Source organism: Pseudarthrobacter sp. LT1, assembly GCF_035621795.1.
Taxonomy (GTDB): Bacteria; Actinomycetota; Actinomycetes; order Actinomycetales; family Micrococcaceae; genus Arthrobacter.
In genome coordinates this window covers 447,146-466,052 of record NZ_CP141830.1, presented here as the reverse complement: position 1 = coordinate 466,052, position 18,907 = coordinate 447,146, and the positions used below count along the sequence as shown (strand labels likewise).

General features: G+C 67.2%; 18 protein-coding genes. 7 read left to right on the top strand and 11 right to left on the bottom strand.

What is annotated here, in order from left to right; translation table 11 throughout:
* Nucleotides 1–2: 2 nt before the first annotated feature.
* Together VIK36_RS02265 and VIK36_RS02260 are read left to right on the top strand one after the other, a co-directional pair.
* Nucleotides 3–2,105 (top strand): fructose-specific PTS transporter subunit EIIC, encoded by a 2,103-nt coding sequence (locus VIK36_RS02265; protein ID WP_324643921.1) that lies wholly within the window; start codon nucleotides 3–5, stop codon nucleotides 2,103–2,105.
* A gap of 65 nt (nucleotides 2,106–2,170) precedes the next feature.
* The gene (locus VIK36_RS02260; RefSeq protein ID WP_015935750.1) at nucleotides 2,171–2,449 is read left to right on the top strand and encodes an HPr family phosphocarrier protein; all 279 of its coding nucleotides are present in this window, start codon (nucleotides 2,171–2,173) and stop codon (nucleotides 2,447–2,449) included.
* A gap of 119 nt (nucleotides 2,450–2,568) precedes the next feature.
* Here VIK36_RS02260 and VIK36_RS02255 read toward each other — a convergent pair whose 3' ends face one another.
* The 3 genes from VIK36_RS02255 to VIK36_RS02245 form a co-directional block, all read right to left on the bottom strand.
* Nucleotides 2,569–2,985 (bottom strand): SRPBCC domain-containing protein, encoded by a 417-nt coding sequence (locus VIK36_RS02255; RefSeq protein ID WP_324643920.1) that lies wholly within the window; start codon nucleotides 2,983–2,985, stop codon nucleotides 2,569–2,571.
* 18 nt (nucleotides 2,986–3,003) lie between these two features.
* Nucleotides 3,004–3,846, bottom strand: coding sequence for a class I SAM-dependent methyltransferase (locus VIK36_RS02250; protein ID WP_324643919.1), 843 nt, complete (start codon nucleotides 3,844–3,846; stop codon nucleotides 3,004–3,006).
* A 172-nt stretch (nucleotides 3,847–4,018) separates the two neighbouring features.
* The gene (locus tag VIK36_RS02245; protein WP_324643918.1) at nucleotides 4,019–5,194 is read right to left on the bottom strand and encodes a Ku protein; all 1,176 of its coding nucleotides are present in this window, start codon (nucleotides 5,192–5,194) and stop codon (nucleotides 4,019–4,021) included.
* A gap of 40 nt (nucleotides 5,195–5,234) precedes the next feature.
* Here VIK36_RS02245 and VIK36_RS02240 point away from each other — a divergent pair, with 40 nt between their 5' ends.
* The gene (locus tag VIK36_RS02240; protein WP_324643917.1) at nucleotides 5,235–7,739 is read left to right on the top strand and encodes an ATP-dependent DNA ligase; all 2,505 of its coding nucleotides are present in this window, start codon (nucleotides 5,235–5,237) and stop codon (nucleotides 7,737–7,739) included.
* Nucleotides 7,740–7,902: 163 nt separating this feature from the next.
* Here the strand turns inward: VIK36_RS02240 and VIK36_RS02235 are convergent, their stop codons facing one another.
* Nucleotides 7,903–8,160 carry a hypothetical protein gene (locus VIK36_RS02235; protein ID WP_255174198.1) on the bottom strand — a complete coding sequence of 86 codons (258 nt, stop codon included), beginning with the start codon at nucleotides 8,158–8,160 and terminating at the stop codon, nucleotides 7,903–7,905.
* Between the two features lie 432 nt (nucleotides 8,161–8,592).
* On the opposite strand from VIK36_RS02235, the gene VIK36_RS02230 reads away from it, so the two are divergent.
* On the top strand, nucleotides 8,593–10,182 hold the full coding sequence (locus VIK36_RS02230) for an MFS transporter (RefSeq protein ID WP_324643916.1): 1,590 nt from the start codon (nucleotides 8,593–8,595) through the stop codon (nucleotides 10,180–10,182).
* 203 nt (nucleotides 10,183–10,385) lie between these two features.
* On the top strand, nucleotides 10,386–11,522 hold the full coding sequence (locus VIK36_RS02225; RefSeq protein WP_324643915.1) for an FUSC family protein: 1,137 nt from the start codon (nucleotides 10,386–10,388) through the stop codon (nucleotides 11,520–11,522).
* Here VIK36_RS02225 and VIK36_RS02220 read toward each other — a convergent pair.
* The gene (locus VIK36_RS02220; protein WP_324643914.1) at nucleotides 11,490–12,263 is read right to left on the bottom strand and encodes an SDR family oxidoreductase; all 774 of its coding nucleotides are present in this window, start codon (nucleotides 12,261–12,263) and stop codon (nucleotides 11,490–11,492) included. The genes VIK36_RS02225 and VIK36_RS02220 overlap by 33 nt on opposite strands.
* A gap of 89 nt (nucleotides 12,264–12,352) precedes the next feature.
* Between VIK36_RS02220 and VIK36_RS02215 the strand changes: the two genes are divergently transcribed.
* Both VIK36_RS02215 and VIK36_RS02210 read left to right on the top strand, forming a co-directional pair.
* Entirely contained in the window at nucleotides 12,353–12,694 is a 342-nt protein-coding gene (locus tag VIK36_RS02215) for a hypothetical protein (RefSeq protein WP_324643913.1), read from the top strand.
* Between the two features lie 137 nt (nucleotides 12,695–12,831).
* On the top strand, nucleotides 12,832–13,155 hold the full coding sequence (locus VIK36_RS02210) for a hypothetical protein (protein ID WP_324643912.1): 324 nt from the start codon (nucleotides 12,832–12,834) through the stop codon (nucleotides 13,153–13,155).
* A gap of 51 nt (nucleotides 13,156–13,206) precedes the next feature.
* Here the strand turns inward: VIK36_RS02210 and VIK36_RS02205 are convergent, their stop codons facing one another.
* The 6 genes from VIK36_RS02205 to VIK36_RS02180 all read right to left on the bottom strand — a co-directional run bounded on the left by VIK36_RS02205 (nucleotide 13,207) and on the right by VIK36_RS02180 (nucleotide 18,896).
* Complete coding sequence (locus VIK36_RS02205) at nucleotides 13,207–13,536, bottom strand: GNAT family N-acetyltransferase (protein ID WP_159633855.1); 330 nt, start codon at nucleotides 13,534–13,536, stop codon at nucleotides 13,207–13,209.
* 15 nt (nucleotides 13,537–13,551) lie between these two features.
* Nucleotides 13,552–14,871, bottom strand: coding sequence for an acyltransferase (locus tag VIK36_RS02200; RefSeq protein ID WP_324643911.1), 1,320 nt, complete (start codon nucleotides 14,869–14,871; stop codon nucleotides 13,552–13,554).
* A gap of 86 nt (nucleotides 14,872–14,957) precedes the next feature.
* Entirely contained in the window at nucleotides 14,958–15,362 is a 405-nt protein-coding gene (locus VIK36_RS02195; RefSeq protein ID WP_255174191.1) for a DUF1304 domain-containing protein, read from the bottom strand.
* A gap of 124 nt (nucleotides 15,363–15,486) precedes the next feature.
* Nucleotides 15,487–16,362, bottom strand: coding sequence for a class II fructose-bisphosphate aldolase (locus tag VIK36_RS02190; protein ID WP_324643910.1), 876 nt, complete (start codon nucleotides 16,360–16,362; stop codon nucleotides 15,487–15,489).
* Nucleotides 16,362–17,828, bottom strand: coding sequence for a GntP family transporter (locus VIK36_RS02185; RefSeq protein ID WP_324643909.1), 1,467 nt, complete (start codon nucleotides 17,826–17,828; stop codon nucleotides 16,362–16,364). The genes VIK36_RS02190 and VIK36_RS02185 overlap by 1 nt, the downstream gene beginning before the upstream one ends.
* 168 nt (nucleotides 17,829–17,996) lie before the next feature.
* Nucleotides 17,997–18,896, bottom strand: a complete 900-nt coding sequence (locus VIK36_RS02180; RefSeq protein ID WP_224024499.1) for an NAD(P)-dependent oxidoreductase — start codon at nucleotides 18,894–18,896, stop codon at nucleotides 17,997–17,999.
* Nucleotides 18,897–18,907: the final 11 nt, after the last annotated feature.

Genomic DNA, 18,907 nt, shown 5'->3' with positions numbered 1-18,907 from the left:
CAGTGACCCAGCTCATCACCACGGACCTGGTCGAGCTCGACCAGAACCTGGGCAACGCCCCCGAGACGGTGATCCGGCATCTGGCAAGCAAGGTAGCTGCCACCGGACGCGCATCAGAAGTTGAAGGACTCTTCGCGGACGCCTTCGCCCGCGAGCAGAAGACCGCCACGGGCATCCCCGGCGGCATCGCCATTCCGCACTGCCGCTCTGCCGCCGTCACCGTACCCACCCTCGCCATGGCCCGCCTGAACCCGAAGGTGGACTTCGGCGCCAAGGACGGCCCCGCTGACCTGGTGTTCTTCATCGCCGCTCCCGACGGAGCGGACCAGGAGCACCTGAAGCTGCTCTCCAAGCTCGCCCGGTCCCTCATCAAAAAGGACTTCACCGCGGCCCTCCGCAACGCGTCCTCCCAGGAAGAAATTGTGGAACTCGTCGACGGCGCGCTGGCGGACAAGCCCGCCGCGCACGCCGCAGCTGCTCCGGCTGACGCAGTTCCGGTCGGAGCCGGAGTAGGCGCAGCCGGCGCAGCCGGTGCCAGCGCTGTGGGTGCCCCCGCAGGGGTTTCCGCCGGTTCCGCAGCCCGCGGACCCAAGCGCCTGGTAGCCGTCACCGCGTGCCCCACCGGCATCGCCCACACCTACATGGCAGCCGATTCCCTTGTGGCAGCTGCCAAGGAAGTGGGCGTTGACCTGCAGGTGGAGACCCAGGGTTCCTCCGGCGCCAAGGCACTGGACCCCGCCGTCATCGCCGCGGCGGACGCCGTGATTTTCGCCGTGGACGTGGACGTGCGCGGCAAGGAGCGCTTCGCCGGCAAGCCGGTCATCAACGCCCCGGTAAAGCGCGGCATCGATGAGCCGGACAAGATGGTCCAGGAAGCCCTCGCCGCGGCTGACAACCCCCACGCCCGCCGCGTCCCGCACTTCGGCGCGGAGGAACAGGCCGAGCACGAGGCTGAGGAAAAGGGCGAGCACATCGGCCAGAAGCTCAAGAAGGCCCTGCTCACTGGCGTCAGCTACATGATTCCGTTCGTGGCCGGCGGCGGCCTGCTGATCGCCCTCGGCTTCCTCATGGGTGGCTACCTGATCACCAAGTACGCGGACACGATCGTGGTCCAGAACAGCCTGTTCAACCTGCCCACCGAATTCCCCGAAAACGCCTGGGGGCCGTTGGGCGCCTACCTCGGCGCGGTCCTGTTCAAGATCGGCGCCTTGTCGCTCGGGTTCCTGGTTCCGGCGCTGGCGGGCTACATCGCCTACGCCATCGCTGACCGCCCGGGCATCGCGCCCGGCTTCGTCGCCGGTGCAGTTGCCGGGTTCATGGGTGCCGGCTTCCTGGGCGGCATCGTGGGCGGCCTGCTGGCCGGCTACATCGCCCACGTGGTGGGCCGCCTGCAGGTGGCACGCTGGCTGCGCGGCCTGATGCCCGTGGTGATCATCCCGCTGCTGGCCTCCCTGGTGGCTTCGGGCCTGATGTTCGTAATCCTGGGCGGTCCCATCGTCGCCATCACCAACGGCCTGAACTCCTGGCTGTCCGGCCTCACCGGCGCCGGTGCCATCGCCCTGGGCGTGATCCTGGGCCTGATGATGTGCTTCGACCTCGGCGGCCCGGTCAACAAGGTTGCCTACTCCTTCGCCGTCGCCGGCCTCGGTGCCGCAACCATCGACAACCAGGCCCCGTGGCAGATCATGGCCGCCGTCATGGCGTCCGGCATGGTTCCGCCGCTGGCCATGGCCCTGGCCTCCACCGTCCTGAACAAGAAGCTCTTCAGCCTGGCGGAGCAGGAAAACGGCAAGGCAGCCTGGCTGCTGGGCGCGTCCTTCATCTCCGAAGGCGCCATCCCGTTCGCCGCGGCCGACCCGCTGCGCGTTATCCCCGCCAGCATGCTGGGCGGTGCGGTGACCGGAGCCATCTCGATGGCTGCCGGCGTCGGATCCAAGGCACCCCACGGCGGCCTGTTCGTCTTCTTCGCCATCGACAACTTCCTGATGTTCGTTGTTTCGATCATCGTCGGCGTCGTGGTCACCGCCCTCTCGGTCATCGCCCTGAAGCGCTGGGCAGTCAAGAAGACCGTTGATACGGTTGAACCGGTTCCCGTAACCGTCTGAGCCGGTTCAGCCACAGACCTTCCCGGCGCTGAACGATCAGCACGCCGAAAGACAAAGGAGCAAAAATGCCAGAACGCACAGCAACAGTTGCCAGCCGCGTGGGCCTGCACGCCCGCCCCGCCGCTATCTTTGCCGAGGCAGCCGGAGAGTTCGACCTGGACATCACCATCGCCCGTGAAGGCGAGCCGGCAGACGAGGCCATGGATGCCGCCAGCATCCTGTCCCTCATGAGCCTGGGCGCCTCACACGGCGACGTGGTGGTCCTCCGCGCCGAAGGTGCCGGCGCAGACGATGCGCTGGAGCGCCTGGTGCAGATCCTCGAAACGGACCACGACGCCGAGTAGCACCTTCGCTGCCTGAGGCAGCACAACGCCGGCGGCCGCCGTCGGGCTTTCCCTCCCAAGGGATACGCCCGACGGCGACCGCCTGGTTTTAACCGTCCGCCCGCACGGGCGGGCATCAGTCAGCCGCGCTCGGCGAGTGCCTTCACATCCGCCACGAGCTTGTCCCACATACCCTTCGAGTGCGCGGCGGCTTCCTCCGTGGGGTTGTTGTCCTGGGCCAGCGTCAGCCGGGTGGCGCCGCCCTGGTCCTCGAGTGTCCATTCGAGCGTGTGGTAGTTCTCTGGTTTGTCCTCCTGGCCGGACAGGGCACTGAAATGGGTGTGGACGAGCTTCCGCCCCGGCTCCACCGCCAGGATCCGGCCTTTGTCCTGGTACGTCTTTCCCTCCCACTCGCCCTGCCAGATGATGGGGCTTCCCACCGTCCAGTCCGTCTCCAGAGTGGTCCCGAACATGAACTCCTTCACTGCGGCCGGATCGGTCAGCACTTCCCACACGCGCTCCGGCCGGGCGTTGATGGTGGCAACGGATGTAGCCACGTGGTTTCCCGCCATGGCTCAGGCCTTCTTGGCCGTGAAGAGCAGGTACTCCCATTCCATCTGGAACGGGCTGTCGCCGTGCGCATCACCAAAGGAATCAGCAAGATCGGTGAGGGCCTTATCCAGCGCCTGGACCTTGTCCCGGTCCTCGCCCAGGAATTTGTAGACGGAGATGATGGGGCCGTAGTGGGACTTGAAATACCTGACGAAGTCCGCGGGCTGGTGAAAGCTCCTGACGGCCAGGTTCTGCTTGCGGGTGTGAACGTCGGTGACGCTCCCGTCCAGCAGTACGCGGACATGCTCCTCGCTCCCCCAGAGCGGCGCTGGCTGCGCGCCGGGCGGGGGCGGCGGGGCAAACGGCTTCAGGGTTGCCAGCATCTGACCGACGAATCCTTCCGGCGTCCAGCTGAGCAGCCCGATCGAGCCTCCCGGCTTGCAGACCCGGAGCAGCTCGTCCGCGGCCGCCTGGTGGTGCGGCGCAAACATCACCCCGATGCAGGACATCACGGCGTCGAACTCCGCATCACCAAAGGGCAGGGCTTCGGCGTCGCCCTCCTGCCACTCCAGGCTGACGCCACGGTTGGCCGCCTCCTTGCGCCCTGCCTCGAAAAGTTCAGGAGTAAGGTCGCTGGCCACCACCTTGGCCCCCATCATGGCTGCCGGGATGGCCGCGTTGCCGGTTCCGGCCGCAACGTCCAGCACCCGTTGGCGTGGCCTGATGCCGCAGGCCTCCACCAGGACGGCGCCCAGTTCCAGGAGCATCTCGTCCGCGAGGGCGGGGTAATCCCCTGATGCCCACATGGCCCGGTGCTTTTTCTTCAGCTCCCGGTCAGCCTCCACTGCATCCGTCTGCTGGCTCATGCCCGCGCCCCTTACATGTCCGTCCGGAATGGGTGGCAGCGCGCCGTTGGCACAGCGGAGGCTGCGATGCGACTCATTGTGGGCGCGTTGGAGGCCGCTGTAAAGGCACGTTTTCCGAAAGCGCGCCAGCCCGGCCGGCCCGGCACCTCTGGAATGCCGTATCGATTGCCGGTCAGGCCGGCTTGCGCGCCCTGGTGGTCTTGGCCGCCGGTTTTGCCGCAGCCTTTGTGCCGGACGTCTTGGTGTCCGCCGGGCCCGTGCCGGAGGACTTGGACGCGGTTGTTTTAGCTGCAGTGGACTTGGCTGCAGTGGATTTGGCTGTCGTCGACTTGGACGCTGCGGATCTTGCTCCCGTGGTCTTGGCGGAAGCCGATGTGGACTTCGCTGATGACCTGGCGGCTGGTTTGGCATCGTCCGTGCCGGTCTTCGCTGCCGCCGTCCTGGACGCGGCCCCCGCCGCCTTGGTACCGGCCTTACGGGCCGGTTTGGCATCCTCGGTTTCCTCGTCCCCTGCGTCCGCTTCGTCGTCGGATTCTCCACCGGCGGAGGCGGCTTCCCCGCCGCCGCGCTTCCGGTCCAGGCTCCGCTTGAGGGCCTCCATGAGGTCGATGACCTCGCCCTTGCCGCCCTCGCCGGCCTCGACGCCGAACGTTTCCTCCGTGTCCAGCGATTCGCCCTGTTCGAGCTTGGCGTCAATCAGCTGCCGGAGCTGCACCTGGTACTCATCCGTAAAGGAGCTGGGCTCGAAGTCGGCCGCCATGGATTCCACCAGCGCCGCGGACATGTCCCGTTCTTGGGCGGAGATCCTGATATCGGCGTCCAGCGATGGGAAGTTGGCCTCGCGTACCTCATCGGGCCAGAGCAGGGACTGCAGCACCAGGACGTCGTCCTTGATGCGCAGGGCACCCAGCCGGGTCTTTTCCCGCAGCGCGAACTGGACGATGGCCACCCGGTCCGTGTCCTCCAGCGCGCGGCGCAGCAGCACGTAGGCCTTGGGCGACTTGGAGTCCGGCTCCAGGTAGTAGCTCTTCTCGAACATCATGGGTTCGAGCTGCTCCGACGGCACGAACTGCACCACTTCGATCTCGTGGCTGTTCTCAGCAGGAATGGACTTGAGCTCATCCTTGGACAGCACCACCGTGCGGCCGTCCTCCTCGAACGCCTTCTCGATGTCCGAGTAGTCCACCACTTCGCTGCAGACCTCGCACCGGCGCTGGTAGCGGATCCTGCCGCCGTCGGCATTGTGAACCTGGTGCAGACTGATGTCATGATCCTCAGTGGCGCTGTAGACCTTCACGGGCACGTTGACCAGGCCGAACGCGATGGCACCTTTCCAGATGGCTCTCATTCCTACAGTCAACATCAGAGCGGGCCGGAGGTGAAGCCCCATGGCAGGTAGCCGGGAACGTGTCCGGGTGGCGGGCCGCGAACTGACGCTGACCAACCTGGACAAAATCATTTACCCGGAGACCGGCACCACCAAGGCGGACGTGCTGGCCTACTACGCTGCGGTGGCGCACGTCCTGATACCGGCGGCCGCCAACCGCCCGGCCACGCGGAAGCGGTGGGTCAACGGAGTAGGCACCGCGGACAAGCCCGGTGAGGTGTTCTTCCAGAAGGATTTGGAGGACTCAGCGCCTGGCTGGCTGCCCCGGGCAGCGATCACGCACAAGGACCGGACCATCCACTACCCCCTGGTCAACGACGCCGCCACGCTGGCCTGGTTCGGCCAGATCAACTCCCTCGAAATCCACGTGCCGCAGTGGCGGGTGGATTCGCACGGCAACCAGCTCAATCCGGACCGGCTGGTGCTGGACCTGGACCCTGGCGAGGGCGCCGGGCTGCCGGGATGCCGCGAAGTGGCCCTCCTGGCGCGGGACATCCTGCAGGACGTGGGCCTGGACCCGGTGCCGGTAACCAGTGGCAGCAAGGGCATCCACCTGTATGCAGCACTGGACGGGACCCAGACCTCGGAAGAGATCTCCGCTTTCGCCCGCGAACTGGCCCGGGCACTCGAGGCCGACCACCCGGACCTCGCCGTCAGCGACATGAAGAAGTCACTGCGCAAGGGCAAGGTGCTGGTGGACTGGAGCCAGAACAACGCCGCAAAAACCACGGTGGTCCCCTACTCGCTTCGCGGCAGGCCCACGCCCATGGTGGCCGCCCCGCGGACCTGGCGGGAAATCCAGTCTCCCACGCTGAAGCACCTGGACTACCAGGAGGTGCTGCGCCGGGTGCGGGACGGCAAGGACCCGTTCGCCGCCGTCGTCAACGCTGCGGCAAGCGCGGCGGCGGGTGGGACAACCGGCAGCCCGGAACAGGGGGACGCACACCACGACGGCGACGCCCGGCTGGGCAGGTACCGCTCGATGCGCGACCCCAAGGCGACCCCCGAACCGTTCGCGGGGATCCCGGCCGGCGGCAACAGCTTTGTCATCCAGGAACATCACGCCAGCCGCCTGCACTGGGACCTCCGGCTGGAACACGAGGGGGTCCTGGCATCCTGGGCCCTGCCCAAGGGCGTCCCGGAGTCCGGCGGCAAGAACAACCTGGCCGTGCAGACCGAGGACCATCCCATGGACTACCTCACCTTCCACGGCACCATCCCCAAGGGACAGTACGGCGCGGGTGAAATGACCATTTGGGACACCGGCACCTACGAACTGCACAAGTGGATCAACGGCAAGGAAGTCATCGTCACCCTGACGGGATCGGAGGGCGGCGGGCTGGGCGGCAGCAGGAAGGTGGCCCTCATCCACACCGGACGCGGGCAGGGGAAGGACGCCGAAAACCAATGGCTCATCCACCTGATGGACCAGGAGCAGCAAGGCGGACGACGACGGCAGGCGGCGCCGTCGTCGAAGGCACCGTCACCGGGCGCCGGCGGCGAAGAGCCGTCCGCGGCTTCCGCAGCAACGCTGAGCGCCCTTCCCGACCCGCTGGAGTACGCGCCCATGATGGCGACCTCCGGAAGCACTGCCGACCTGCACGGCAGCACGTGGCAGTACGAGCTCAAGTGGGACGGTGTCCGGGCACTGCTGGTGGCGGACAGCGAAAAGGTCCGGATCTTCTCCCGCAACGGCAACGACGTCAGCAAGACCTACCCCGAGTTCACGGACCGGGCCTGCTGGCCGGGGCAGCCGTTCGTGGCAGATGGTGAGATCATCGCCGTCGGGCCCGGCGGAAGGCCTGACTTTGGTCTGCTGCAGGGGCGGATGAAACTCACCCGGGCGGCCGACGTCGCCAAAGCCCGCACCTCGATCCCGGTCCAGCTGATGCTGTTCGACCTGCTCTTCGACGACGGCAAGGACCTCCGGCGCCTGCCGCTCAGCAAACGGCGGCAGCGGCTGGAGGAATTCTTCCGTCCCTCCGAATGCCCGGTGGACCTGTCCATGGTGCTCGAGGAATCCGTGGACCTCCTCCTCCAGAGCGCCCAGGAGCTCGGCCTTGAAGGAGTGATGGCCAAGAGGACCGACAGCCGCTACGTGAGCGGGCAGCGGACCAGGACCTGGATCAAACTCAAGACGGAGCAGACGCAGGAAGTGGTGGTGGGCGGCTGGCGGCCGGGGAAGGGCGGGCGGCAGGACACCGTGGGATCGCTGCTGGTGGGCATTCCTGACGGCGGCAAGCTGCAGTACGTGGGCCGGGTCGGGTCCGGTTTCAGCAGCCGGGAGCTCACGGAACTCCGCCAGACGGTGGAACGCCTGGGCCGGAAGACCTCACCCTTCCACGACGTCCCCCGGCCGGATTCCGCCGACGCCCACTGGGTGTCACCGGAGCTTGTAGGCGAGGTGACCTACAGCGAGTGGACGGGCCCGGGCAGGCTCAGGCATCCACGGTGGCGGGGCTGGCGCCTGGACAAGGACCCGTCGGACGTGGTCCGCGAAGGGTGATCCCGGCGCGATGACTCCCGGCGGGGCGCACGCTTTTCGGCGCGCTTGCGGGTCCGCGGCGCGCAAATTACCTGGCAGCCCCCATATGTCGGGGGCGCCAGGTAATTTCCTTGTCGATATGGACAGCGCGCGTCGCCCTGCTGGATCCGGGCGCCTGAGGCAGCTATGAGGAGTGCGGCATCTGGGGCCGGCCGGTGCGGTGCACAGCCGTCACTGCGGCCTCGTGACCCATCCGCCCATGGCCGGAGCCCTGGTCCTTCGGGTGCCGCCGCTTTCCCATGCCGTCCGGCCACCCGCCCTGCCCTGCCAGCGGAACGGCACCCGTAGCCGCGGGGCCGGGCGCCACAGGCGCATCCATGGCTGCCGCAAGGTGGTCCGCCACCTCAGGCCTGATGTGGAACTGGCTGGATTCTTCACCCATGTGGTTCTTCCCTTCTTTTCTTCGTTCTTCCTTGAAACGAATGCCGGCGAAAGCGCCCGGGCGCGCGGACTACTGCCCGGAAAGAAGTGCGTTCACCGCTCTACCATAGGCATGTCCGAGGCTGCTGGGAACCCCCTTCGGGGACCGTGGCAGCGGTCACTTTTTGCGGCCGGTTTCCCGCGGGAACGGGGTTGAAACGGAGCATTTTGGAAAATTTTTGGTAACGCCGCTGTTCATCAGCCTGCTTCCCAGTGATCACGCGGGAAAAGCCGGGGGAAAAATTTTCGGAACCGGCCCCATATGGGGCCCAAAAGGGAGCATGCTACGCCATCAAACTGCTCCGACGCTAGAGGAATCCCGTAAAATTGAAGGCCTGCCCGGAGCGGGGCAGCTACAAGTCGCAAGCAAATGACCTCCACAGGAGTTGCCCAAATGCCCACAGACCGAAGCATGACCGACTCTTCAGCAGGCGTTAGGAACGCCCGCGGAACCGACCCTGCAGCCCCCACGGCTGCCAAGAAGCCCAGGCTGCTGCCACGCCGCCGGCTCAAGGAATCCGATGTCAACGTGGTGGACCAGCCCATGCTCAAAAAAGCACTGGGCGGCACGATCGTTGGCAACACCATGGAGTGGTACGACGTAGGCGTTTTCGGCTACCTCATCACCACCATGGGCCCGGTGTTCCTCCCTGAATCCGATCCCACCACCCAGACGCTGTTCCTGCTGGGAACCTTTGCCGCCACCTTCATCGCCCGTCCCCTGGGCGGCGTGATCTTCGGCTGGCTGGGCGACAAGATGGGCCGCCAGAAGATCCTGGCCACCACGCTGATGATCATGGCGGCCAGTACGTTCGCCGTCGGCCTCCTGCCCGGATACGCCCAGATCGGCCTCTGGGCTGCAGCGCTCCTGGTGCTCCTCAAGGTCATCCAGGGCTTCTCCACCGGCGGCGAGTACGCCGGCGCCACCACGTTCGTCAGCGAGTACGCCGCTGACAAGCGCCGCGGCTTCTTCGCCAGCTTCCTGGACCTGGGCAGCTACCTCGGCTTCGCCATCGGCGCCGCCCTGGTGTCCGTCCTGCAGCTGACCCTGGGCCAGGGCACCATGGAGGACTGGGGCTGGCGCATCCCGTTCCTGGTTGCCGGCCCGCTGGGCCTGATCGCCGTGTACTTCCGGAGCAAGATCGAGGAATCGCCGCAGTTCCAGGCCACCCTTGACGCCCAGGAAGAAAACGCCAAGAACGCCTCCGCCGGGGACGCCGCAACGGCCAAGGGACCCGTGGGGATCGTCAAGGCCTACTGGCGCCCCATCATTGTGGCCATGGTTGTTGTGGCCGCTGCCAACACCGCCGGCTACGCGCTGACGTCCTACATGCCCACGTACCTGACCGACTCCAAGGGCTACGACGAGGTGCACGGCACGCTGCTGACGATTCCCGTCCTGGTGGTCATGAGCCTCTGCATCCCGCTGACCGGCAAGCTCTCCGACCGGATTGGCCGCCGTCCCGTGCTCTGGATCGGCGCTGTCAGTACTATCGTCCTGGCCATCCCGGCCTTCATGCTGATTGGTATTGGGCAGATCTGGTCCACCCTTGCCGGCCTGGCCTTGATCGCTTTCCCCGTGACCTTCTACGTGGCCAACCTGGCATCGGCACTGCCGGCCCAGTTCCCCACCTCCAGCCGTTACGGAGCGATGGGCATTGCCTACAACTTCGCCGTAGCCATCTTCGGCGGGACCACCCCGTTCATCGTGGCCGCGCTGATCGGGGCCACCGGCAACGACATGATGCCCGCGTACTACCTGATGGCCACCTCCCTGGTGGGCGCTGTGGCCATCTACTTCCTGAAGGAATCCGCCAACCGGCCGCTCCCGGGATCGATGCCGAGCGTCGACACCGAGGCAGAGGCGAAGGAACTGGTGGCGACCCAGGACGAGAACCCGCTGATCAACCTGGACGAACTGCCGTTCGACACCCAGGACGGCACCGACCCCCACGCACACCGCGGGGTTCCGGCCGGGGCATAGGCCCAGGCTCCCGGGCACCCTTGTAGCCCACGCTCACAGGGCCGTCCCGCGTGCTTCCTTGGGGGAAGCACGCTGGGCGGGCCTTTGCGTGCCGGCCGGATGTCCTCCCGTGACTGCGGCAGGTGGCTCTGCATGGGACGCGGTGATACGGTCGCAAGGGCCTTCGGGCCGCAGTACATCAACAAAACAGGACAGGTCAGGACATGAAGCGCGTTGTGGAGCAGCTACGCGCGCTTCACCGGTTGGAACCTGCCAACGGCGACCACCTTGCCGCGCTACGGGTGGCCCTCAGCGTGGCGGTCCCCTCGCTGCTCCTGCTGGCCGCCGGCCGCACCGACCTCATCATCTACGCCGTATTCGGCGCGCTCACCGGCATGTACGGCCGCTCGGAACCGCACCAGCTCCGGCTCCGCCACCAGGGCCAGGGCGCCCTGGTGCTGCTCACCGGCGTGGTGGTGGGAGTAACGCTGTCCATCAACCACATCCACTCCTGGTGGCTGGTGGCAGTGGAAGCGGCCCTGGCCGGAGTGGGGTCGGTATATGCGGACAGGGTACGCCTGAAACCCAACGGGCCCTTCTTTGGAATTCTCGCCCTCGGCGCCTGCGCTTCCGTTCCCACCACAGTCCCCTGGTACTCCGCCATGCTCATCGCGGTGGCCTCATCAGTGTTTTCCATCCTGATCGGCTTCAGCGGCTGGATGCGCCGGAGGTCCTGGGAGCCAGGGGCCACCCGGAGCGTGCCGCGCCGCTCGGCGGCGGGGCGCAGGGAGTTGTCAGTCCACGCTGCACGGTACGTGCTGGCGGTGGGTGCCGCCGGGACCGTGGGCGTCATCAGCGGCAGCGGCCACCCGCACTGGGCCATGGCAGCTGCCGCCGTCCCCCTGGCCGGAGCAGACCTGCCCAGCAGCGTCCGGCGGGGCGTCCACCGCATCGTCGGGACGTTCCTGGGACTGGCGGTCACCGCCGTCGTCATCATTCCGGGACCCTGGACCCTGGCGGCGGTCTACCCGGCGCTTCAGGAGCCGGGACACCGGGCCGTGGTGCTGGCGCTGCTGGTGATCCTTTTCCAGTTCGCCACGGAGCTGTTCATGACCAGGCACTATGGCCTGGCCATGGTCTGGTTCACCCCGGTCATCCTGCTGATAACCCAACTGGCCTCCCCCACCGAACCGCGGGTCCTGATCCTCGAGCGGGCCGTGGAGACGTTGGTGGGCGCGCTGCTGGGGATCCTCGTGGTGCTGGCCGTCCGCAGGTCCGGTGCCCGGCCGCGGAAGGCTCTTCCCGGGCTCCCTGCCAGGCGCTCCGGCCTACTTCGGCTTCCGCGCCGGCCCGGCCATTAGCCGCGCAGGCGCCACCCTGGCCACTGCGGCAACCACTTTGTACCTCTTGGAGGGGACGGACACCGCCTTGCCGCGGTCGTTGTCCGCCAGGCCTTCCCTGACCACACGCTCCGCCCGCAGCCACGTCCAGGACGGAGCCACCGACTTGTCCATCCCCATACGGTCGTGGAACTCCGTGTGGGTGAAGCCCGGGCAGACGGCAGTGACTTTGATGCCCCGCTTTCGATAGGCCAGGTTTGCCCACCGGCTGAAGCTCACCAGCCACGCCTTCGCCGCCGAGTAGGTTCCGCGCGGCAGGAACGCGGCGACGCTGGCCACATTGATGATCCTGCCCTCCCCGCGCTCCAGCATTCCCCTGAGTGCCGCGTGGGTAAGCACCATGGATGTTTCCGCATGCAGCTTCAGGTGGCGCCTCTCCTCCGCTGCGTGGTTGTCCTCGAAGTTGTGCAGCAGGCCGATCCCGGCGTTGTTCACCAGGATCCCCACCGGCCGTGTGGCGTCCTCGAGGCGTTCGACGACGGCGGCGACGTCGTCGTCCTGCGTCAGGTCAGCAGGAAGCACCTCAGCCGTGACGCCGTACCGCCGCCGGAAGTCTTCCGCTGTTTCTGCAAGCCGGGACGCGTTGCGCGCCACCAGGACCAGGTCATGACCCTGGGCGGCGAGCTGCTCGGCAAATTCGTGGCCCAGGCCGGCGCTGGCGCCAGTAACGAGTGCTGTGGTTCGGTTGCTGGTAGGCGTCATGCTGCCAGCCTAGCCAGAGAGACGGCTGTGTGGGCCGTTAGGCTGGTAACGCCGGCAGCCGGCCGGGCTGCTGCCGTGAAGGGGGAAACATGGACCAGCAACCATCCGGAGCGCTCGGATTCCGTGAAGTGGACAGGGACGGGAACCCGGTACCGCCTGAGGCGGAGGGCGCCGAAGCCGCCGGGACGGAACGGTCCTGGTCCGCACCCAATCCCTTCATTGTGGTGTTGTGGCTGCTGGCTGCGGCGATGATTGCCGGCGGCACCGCACCGCTGCTGAGCGGCCCAATGATCATGGGGCCGTCCTCCGGCGCAATCCCGCTCGCGTACGTAGTGTTCACGTTCGCTCCGCAGGTGGTTCTCGCCGGCTTTGCCACCCTGGTCTTCCTGCTGTTCTGGCATGCCTGGCACTGGCAGCATGGCCGCCGATGACTGCCATTTCCCAGCCGTAACTTGTGCAACAAATAGTAAGCATGCTTTGCTTACGGTGATAAATGAACCTCCGCAAGCAGTTCGCGGCGGGGCTGCCAATGCCGGCGGCTCCGTGAAGAAGCCCAAGGAAGAACATAATGACCACCGCAATGGAACACCAGCTGACGGCGTTTGGGGAGCGCACCGAGGCAGCTGGGCAGCTCTTGTCCACAACCGTACCCGTGGACGCAGGGTTGTTGATGACCCTGAATTCGCGCATGCACTGCCGCACGCCAATGCAGCGCGTCGACCATGATGAGCTTCCGGTCCGGCAGCCCGTGTACGTTGACGGGAACACCGTAGTTTCACTGCGTCCCGGGTCCGTCCCGGACAGCATCGTCACCTACCGCTGTGCCTGCGGCTTCACCATCGATGATCCGGGCACCGCCATGGCGGTCACGGACCAGGCACTGGCCAGCTGACGCCTGGCCGCTTAGCCCAGGGGCGGCGTCTCAGGCTTAGCCCCTCGAAGATCAGCGCTCCGGCCAATCGACGAATTGTTCGTAGCCTTCGTGCTTTCGCAGGTAGCTGGAAATGAACGGGCAGTGCGGAATGATCCGCTTGCCGGTGGCTACCACGTCATCCAGGGCAAAGTGTGCAAGGACCTTGCCCAGGCCTTGTCCCTCAAAATCCTCGCCGGTCTCGGTGTGGGTGAAATCGATGTGCCCGGGAAGGTCGTGGAAAAAGGCCTGGACAGCCAGCCTGCCGTCCACCAGGAGTTCGTACCGGTGCTGTGCGTCATTGCGCCGCAGCGAGACATTTGCGGTGAACTTGTCCTCGGCGGACGTGGTGTTCTCGGTCATGGTTCGACACTGGCACTACTTCAGTCCGCTGGCAATGGTCCTTCGGCCATGGCGGCGCCGGTATGGTTGCCGGCGCCGCAGCGGAAAACCGCCCAGCAAAACGATCGCCACCGAGAAACACACCGTGCCGGCGGCCAGCAGTCCCGGTGACAGTCCGCTGAGCGCGGCGTCCGCCACGGGGATGAAGACCACAACGACGGCGGCCCCCGCCGTGGCGGGCCGGCAGCGCAGGGTGACGGCCGTCGTCGTCCGTTCCTCCAGGTGGCCAAACGCGGCGGCCACCGGCAGGAGCAGGATGAGCAGCGCCAGGACCACCAGGGGCCGAGACCACCACCATGCAGGGGTGCCGGCGCCGGGCTTGGGGATCGGCGCCAGGAGCAGCAGCCCGGACATGCCCACCAGCAGCGGCAGGTGCCACAGGTACACCGTGAGGGATCTGCTGCCGGCCAGCACCAGCAGCCGGCCGATCCAGCCCACCCCGGCCAAAGGCGCCAGGACCGGACGCGCCAGTTCCATCGTGGCCAGCTGCGGGACGGCCAGGATCACCAGGGTCAGGTTGGGCGGGTTGAGGTTCACCAGCATGTTTCCGCGGTACAGCCCCAGCCCGGTAACGAGTCCCAGCAGCAGGTGTCCGGCCACGGCGATGCCCAGCAGTTCGGAACGGGAAAGACGGGAAAAGTAGCCGTCGGCGGCCAGGAAACCCAGTTGCTGGACCGCGCACCATACGAACACCAGGTTGACGTTGGCGAGGTCCGGCAGGACGCCCCGCAGGCAGTCGACGGCAACCACGAGCCCGGTGAGCAGGCAGAAGCCAAGCCAGGGCGCCCGCGCATGCAGTGCCGCCAGGGCCGGGATGTTCAGCTGTGCCGCGAGGTAGGCGGCCAGGAACCACAGGGGCATGGCCGCCCCGGCTGCCATGAGCTGGACCACCTGCCGGTCCACGCCGAGCGCGGCCGCCACGGACAAACCCACCACCATCGTGGCCAGCAAAGGGGTGGCCGGGCGGAGAAGGCGCAGGAGCCGGGCGCGGATGAACTGGGCTGCGGTGCCTCCGCTTGCCTTGAGCCGGCGCCAGGACTGCAGTCCGGTCACGCCACCGGTGACGAAGAACAGGGGCATGACCATGAAGATCCAGATGATGGGCTCGAACCAGTCCTGCTGGGCCAGGGTGTTCTCACTGGTGACTGTTCCGTCCGGGTGCAGGACCGGGCTGACCATCATGGAGTGCCCCACCACCACCAGCGCCAGGCACATGAACCGGACAAGGTCGATGGCCGGATCACGGTCCACCGTGTCCGCCCCGGTTCCTGTCCCCCGCCCTTCGGTGCTGTGCATGGGACCTACAACGGCTCGACGCTGCCCACGGCACTATTGTGCCCCCGTTGCCTGCGCGGGTTTAAGGACTTACGCCCCTTCTGCCCCTATTGCAGCACTGCAAGCAGTCCGAGCACGACGGCGAGCAGCGGCGTGGTGCCCTGGGTTGCCGCGGCGCGGAGGTACTTGCGTCCGGTGAACGCCAGGACGGCGGCCGCCAGCAGCATGGAACCGCAGCAGCTGAAGATCAGGGTCCAGCCTGCCACGTCCTGCATCGATCCCGCCCCGCCAAACGCCACGAGCCCCACGCCAATGAACGCCCCGACGGCCAGGAACAGGTTATAGAAGCCCTGGTTGTACGCCAGCGGCCTGGTGGTCTCCGCGTCCGCCTGGGAGGCAACCCCAAAGCGCTTCCACGTCGCGGGCCGGGTCCAGGTCAGCGACTCCATGGTGAAGATGAAGACGTGCAGTGCGGCGGCAAGGAAGGCAAAGAGAAGGGAGGCCAGGATCATTGCTCGATCCTAGCCTCCCGGCGAAAACCTCCATCCCGCCTGGCAGGCGGGATGAAGTCGGAAAGGAGGAGGCCAGGACCGGCTGCTTGATCCTGGCCTCCCGTTCGTGGAAGATTCGTTCCCGTTACCGTGCCAGCGTGGCCAGCGTGGTGGCAGCGAAGCCCTTCGCCGACGTGTTCCACAAAGCCAGCAGCCCCTGCAGGTTCTCACCGTCGGCACGGTGCGCGGGAAGCTGGTCCTGGAGCGTGGCAAGGACGCCGGTCCGCAGTTCGGTGTTGAAGTTGACCTTGCCAACGTTCATGGCCGCGGCCTTGACCAGCTCTTCCGCGGGGATGCCGGAGGCACCGTGCAGCACCAGCGGAATGTGGATCCGCGCCGCGATGTCCTGCAGCACGTCCCAGCGCAGCCGCGGCTCGCCCTTGTACTTGCCGTGGACGTTGCCCACTGCGACGGCCAGCAGTTCGGCCCCGGTGCGGAACACGAAGTCCTCCACCTGCGCGGAGTCGGTCAGGCCTGCCACGTCGATGCCTGGCTGGCCGGCCCCCGCGGCATCCAGCGGGTCGACGCCGAAGGCACGGTCCTCGTCCCCGGCCAGGCCACCGAGTTCCGCCTCAAGCACCACGTCGGAGCCCAGCAGCGCACGCGCAGCCTGGACTAGCGCAATGTTGTCCTCGTAGGGAAGGGAGGAACCGTCGGCGAGGACCGAATCCGCCCCTGCCGTGACGGCGTCGGCCATCACGTGGAGGTCGGAGGCGTGGTCGAGCTGCACCGCGACGGGGACGCGGGCGGCGTCGGCCAGGCCACGCAGCGCCGAGATCAGCCGGAGGCCGTTCGCGGTGGCGGCGGTCTTGGGTGCCACCAGCAGGATCACGCCCCTGCCGGATTCCTCGGCGGCGCCCACCACGGCCAGCGCGGTGGTGAAGTCGTAGCAGGTGAAGGCCGGCACTGCGGAGCCCTGCTGGAGGGCGGAGGTGACCAGGTGGTCCAGGCGGGTTTGCATCAGGCGCCCAGGCCTCCCACCAGGATCCAGGCGACGAAGGTCAGCAGGAAGCCGGCCACGCCCAGGATGGTGGTCAGGACGGTCCAGGTCTTGAGGCCGTCGGAGACGGTGAGGCCGTAGTAGCGGACCACTACCCAGAAGCCGGCGTCAGTCACGTGGGACAGGCCCAGGGCGCCGAAGCCGATGGCGATCACGATTACTGCGATCTGCGCCGGGCTGTAGCCGCCGCCGCTGACTGCTGCGGACAGCAGGCCGGTGGTGGTCACGATGGCCACGGTGGCCGAACCCTGGGCGGCGCGGAGGGCCAGCGAGATGATGAAGCCGAGCAGCAGCAGCGGAACGCCGAGGGTGTCCAGGGTCTTGGACAGCGCCGACCCGATGCCGGAGACCTGCAGCACGTTGCCGAACACGCCGCCGGCGGCCACCACCATCAGGATGGAGGCGATGGGAGGAAGGGAGCCTTCGAAGATCTCGCCGGTTTCCTTGAAGGACCAGCCGCGGCGGACAGCCAGCAGGAAGAAGGACAGCGCCACGGCCACCAGCAGGGCCAGGAAGGGGTTGCCGATGAAGGCAGCGAGGCCATACAGCGGATCGGACTTGGGGATCACCAGGGTGCCGACGGTACCGAGCAGGATCTGCACAATGGGCGCTGCGATCAGGAAGATGATCAGGCCCGGGCGCGGGGGTGCGATGGCGGCGGCCCCGGGACCGTCATGGCCCACCTTGACCAGTGACTTGGAGCCGAACTCCTCCACTTGGGCCTTCACGGCCGGCAGCAGCTCATAGTCCTTGCGGTTCATGATGGACGCAACCCAGTAGGACAGGAAGCCCAGGGGCACGCAGATCAGCAGTGAGATCAGGGCGATGAGTCCGATGTCGGCACCAAGCACGCCGGCGCCGGCCACGATTCCGGGGTGCGGCGGTACTGCCACGTGGATGGCGAGCATGATGCCGGCCATGGGGAGGCCGAACTTCACCGGGTGGACCTTGGCGATCTTGGCGAAGGCGTACACGATGGGCACCAGCACGATGATGCCCACCTCGAAGAACACGGGGATGGCCACCAGGAAGCCGACGGCGGTCAGCGCCACGGCAACGCGCTTGGCCCCGAGCTTGCGGGTGAAGTGGTCCGCGAGGGACTGGACGCCGCCGGACACCTCGATCATGCGGCCCAGCACGGCGCCGAGCGCGATCAGGATGGCAACCTTGCCCATGGTGCTGCCCACGCCGCTGGAGACCACGGTAAAGATGTCCTGCAGCGGGATGGTTGCCGCCACGGCCACCAGGATGCTGACGGTGAGCAGGGCCACGAAGGCCTGGATCTTGAAGCGGATGATCATCACCAGCAGGATGGCGATGCCCACCGCTGCGATGGTGAGCAGTACCGGGGTGCCCAGCTCAACGGCGGGCTTGATGGCCGGGGCATCGGCCGCCCGCTGTATCAGCGGGCTCATCAGGTGGTTCACGGGGGGATGTCTCCTTTGACGTGCCGGTCCGGGGCAGGGCGGCATCAGGGAATGGTGGGTGGGGATAAACGTTGCGGGACTGCGCCGGCAACGCTGGGAGGTACGACGACGGCGGAGGGGGGACCGCCGTCGTCGTACGTCTTGTGCCGCAAGGGCAGGAGGGGTGGCTTACTTGGTGCGCTTGGCGGGCGCGACCACCTTGATGACGGCGGAGTCATCGGCGGCGGCGAGGCCCTGGGCCTGGCCCAGGAGGTAGAGCTGTTCGGCGGCGGCAGCAACGGGGGCTGCCAGGCCGGCGGCGCGGGTTGCCTTGCCCACGATGCCCATGTCCTTGACGAAGATGTCCAGGCGGGACAGCACTTCGGCACCTTCCTCGTTGTAGGCCTCCAGGATGCGGGGTCCGCGGTTGGAGAGCATGAAGGAACCGGCCGCGCCTGCTTCCAGGGCGGCAAGTGTCTTGGCCTGGTCCAGCCCCAGGGCGTCGGCCAGGGCCAGGGCCTCGGCGGCGGCGGCGATGTGGACGCCGCACAGGAGCTGGTTGACGGTCTTCAGGGCCTGGCCGTCGCCGGGGTTGTCGCCCACCACGGTGAGGGTGGAGGCGAGCAGGTCCAGGGCGGGGGCGGCCTTTTCGCGGGCTTCGGGGGATGCGCCGACGACGATCAGCAGGTCGCCTTCGCCGGCGCGCTTGGGGCCGCCGGACAGCGGAGCGTCCACCAGGTCCACGCCGTATTCGGCCAGCTTGGCGACCGTGGCGGGGATGGCGTCGGTGCCCACCGTGCTGCCGAGGATGACGACGGCACCCGGTTCCAGGACGGAGGCCACACCGTTCTCCCCGAAGAGGACGTCGTTGAGCTGTTCACCATTGCGGACGGCCAGGAGGACGGCGTCGGCACCCTTGGCGGCTTCGCGGGCCGTGCTGAAGGTGGCAATCCCGGCTTCCCGGGCAAGTTCCAGGCGGGGTTCGGCGATGTCGAAGCCGTGGACGGTCAACTGCGAGGCCAGGCGGGTGGCCATGGGCAGGCCCATGGCGCCGAGGCCCAGGACGGTGACGGTGTAGTTGCTGGTCATGGTGTTTCTCC

What these genes read in the sequence shown, in the direction of transcription:
- VIK36_RS02260 (WP_015935750.1), top strand. Translation starts at nt 2,171, where the DNA reads ATGCCAGAACGCACAGCAACAGTTGCCAGCCGCGTGGGCCTGCACGCC.
- VIK36_RS02250 (WP_324643919.1), bottom strand. Translation starts at nt 3,846, where the DNA reads ATGAGCCAGCAGACGGATGCAGTGGAGGCTGACCGGGAGCTGAAGAAA.
- VIK36_RS02245 (WP_324643918.1), bottom strand. Translation starts at nt 5,194, where the DNA reads ATGAGAGCCATCTGGAAAGGTGCCATCGCGTTCGGCCTGGTCAACGTG.
- VIK36_RS02240 (WP_324643917.1), top strand. Translation starts at nt 5,235, where the DNA reads ATGGCAGGTAGCCGGGAACGTGTCCGGGTGGCGGGCCGCGAACTGACG.
- VIK36_RS02235 (WP_255174198.1), bottom strand. Translation starts at nt 8,160, where the DNA reads ATGGGTGAAGAATCCAGCCAGTTCCACATCAGGCCTGAGGTGGCGGAC.
- VIK36_RS02230 (WP_324643916.1), top strand. Translation starts at nt 8,593, where the DNA reads ATGCCCACAGACCGAAGCATGACCGACTCTTCAGCAGGCGTTAGGAAC.
- VIK36_RS02225 (WP_324643915.1), top strand. Translation starts at nt 10,386, where the DNA reads ATGAAGCGCGTTGTGGAGCAGCTACGCGCGCTTCACCGGTTGGAACCT.
- VIK36_RS02220 (WP_324643914.1), bottom strand. Translation starts at nt 12,263, where the DNA reads ATGACGCCTACCAGCAACCGAACCACAGCACTCGTTACTGGCGCCAGC.
- VIK36_RS02215 (WP_324643913.1), top strand. Translation starts at nt 12,353, where the DNA reads ATGGACCAGCAACCATCCGGAGCGCTCGGATTCCGTGAAGTGGACAGG.
- VIK36_RS02210 (WP_324643912.1), top strand. Translation starts at nt 12,832, where the DNA reads ATGACCACCGCAATGGAACACCAGCTGACGGCGTTTGGGGAGCGCACC.
- VIK36_RS02205 (WP_159633855.1), bottom strand. Translation starts at nt 13,536, where the DNA reads ATGACCGAGAACACCACGTCCGCCGAGGACAAGTTCACCGCAAATGTC.
- VIK36_RS02200 (WP_324643911.1), bottom strand. Translation starts at nt 14,871, where the DNA reads ATGCACAGCACCGAAGGGCGGGGGACAGGAACCGGGGCGGACACGGTG.
- VIK36_RS02195 (WP_255174191.1), bottom strand. Translation starts at nt 15,362, where the DNA reads ATGATCCTGGCCTCCCTTCTCTTTGCCTTCCTTGCCGCCGCACTGCAC.
- VIK36_RS02190 (WP_324643910.1), bottom strand. Translation starts at nt 16,362, where the DNA reads ATGCAAACCCGCCTGGACCACCTGGTCACCTCCGCCCTCCAGCAGGGC.
- VIK36_RS02180 (WP_224024499.1), bottom strand. Translation starts at nt 18,896, where the DNA reads ATGACCAGCAACTACACCGTCACCGTCCTGGGCCTCGGCGCCATGGGC.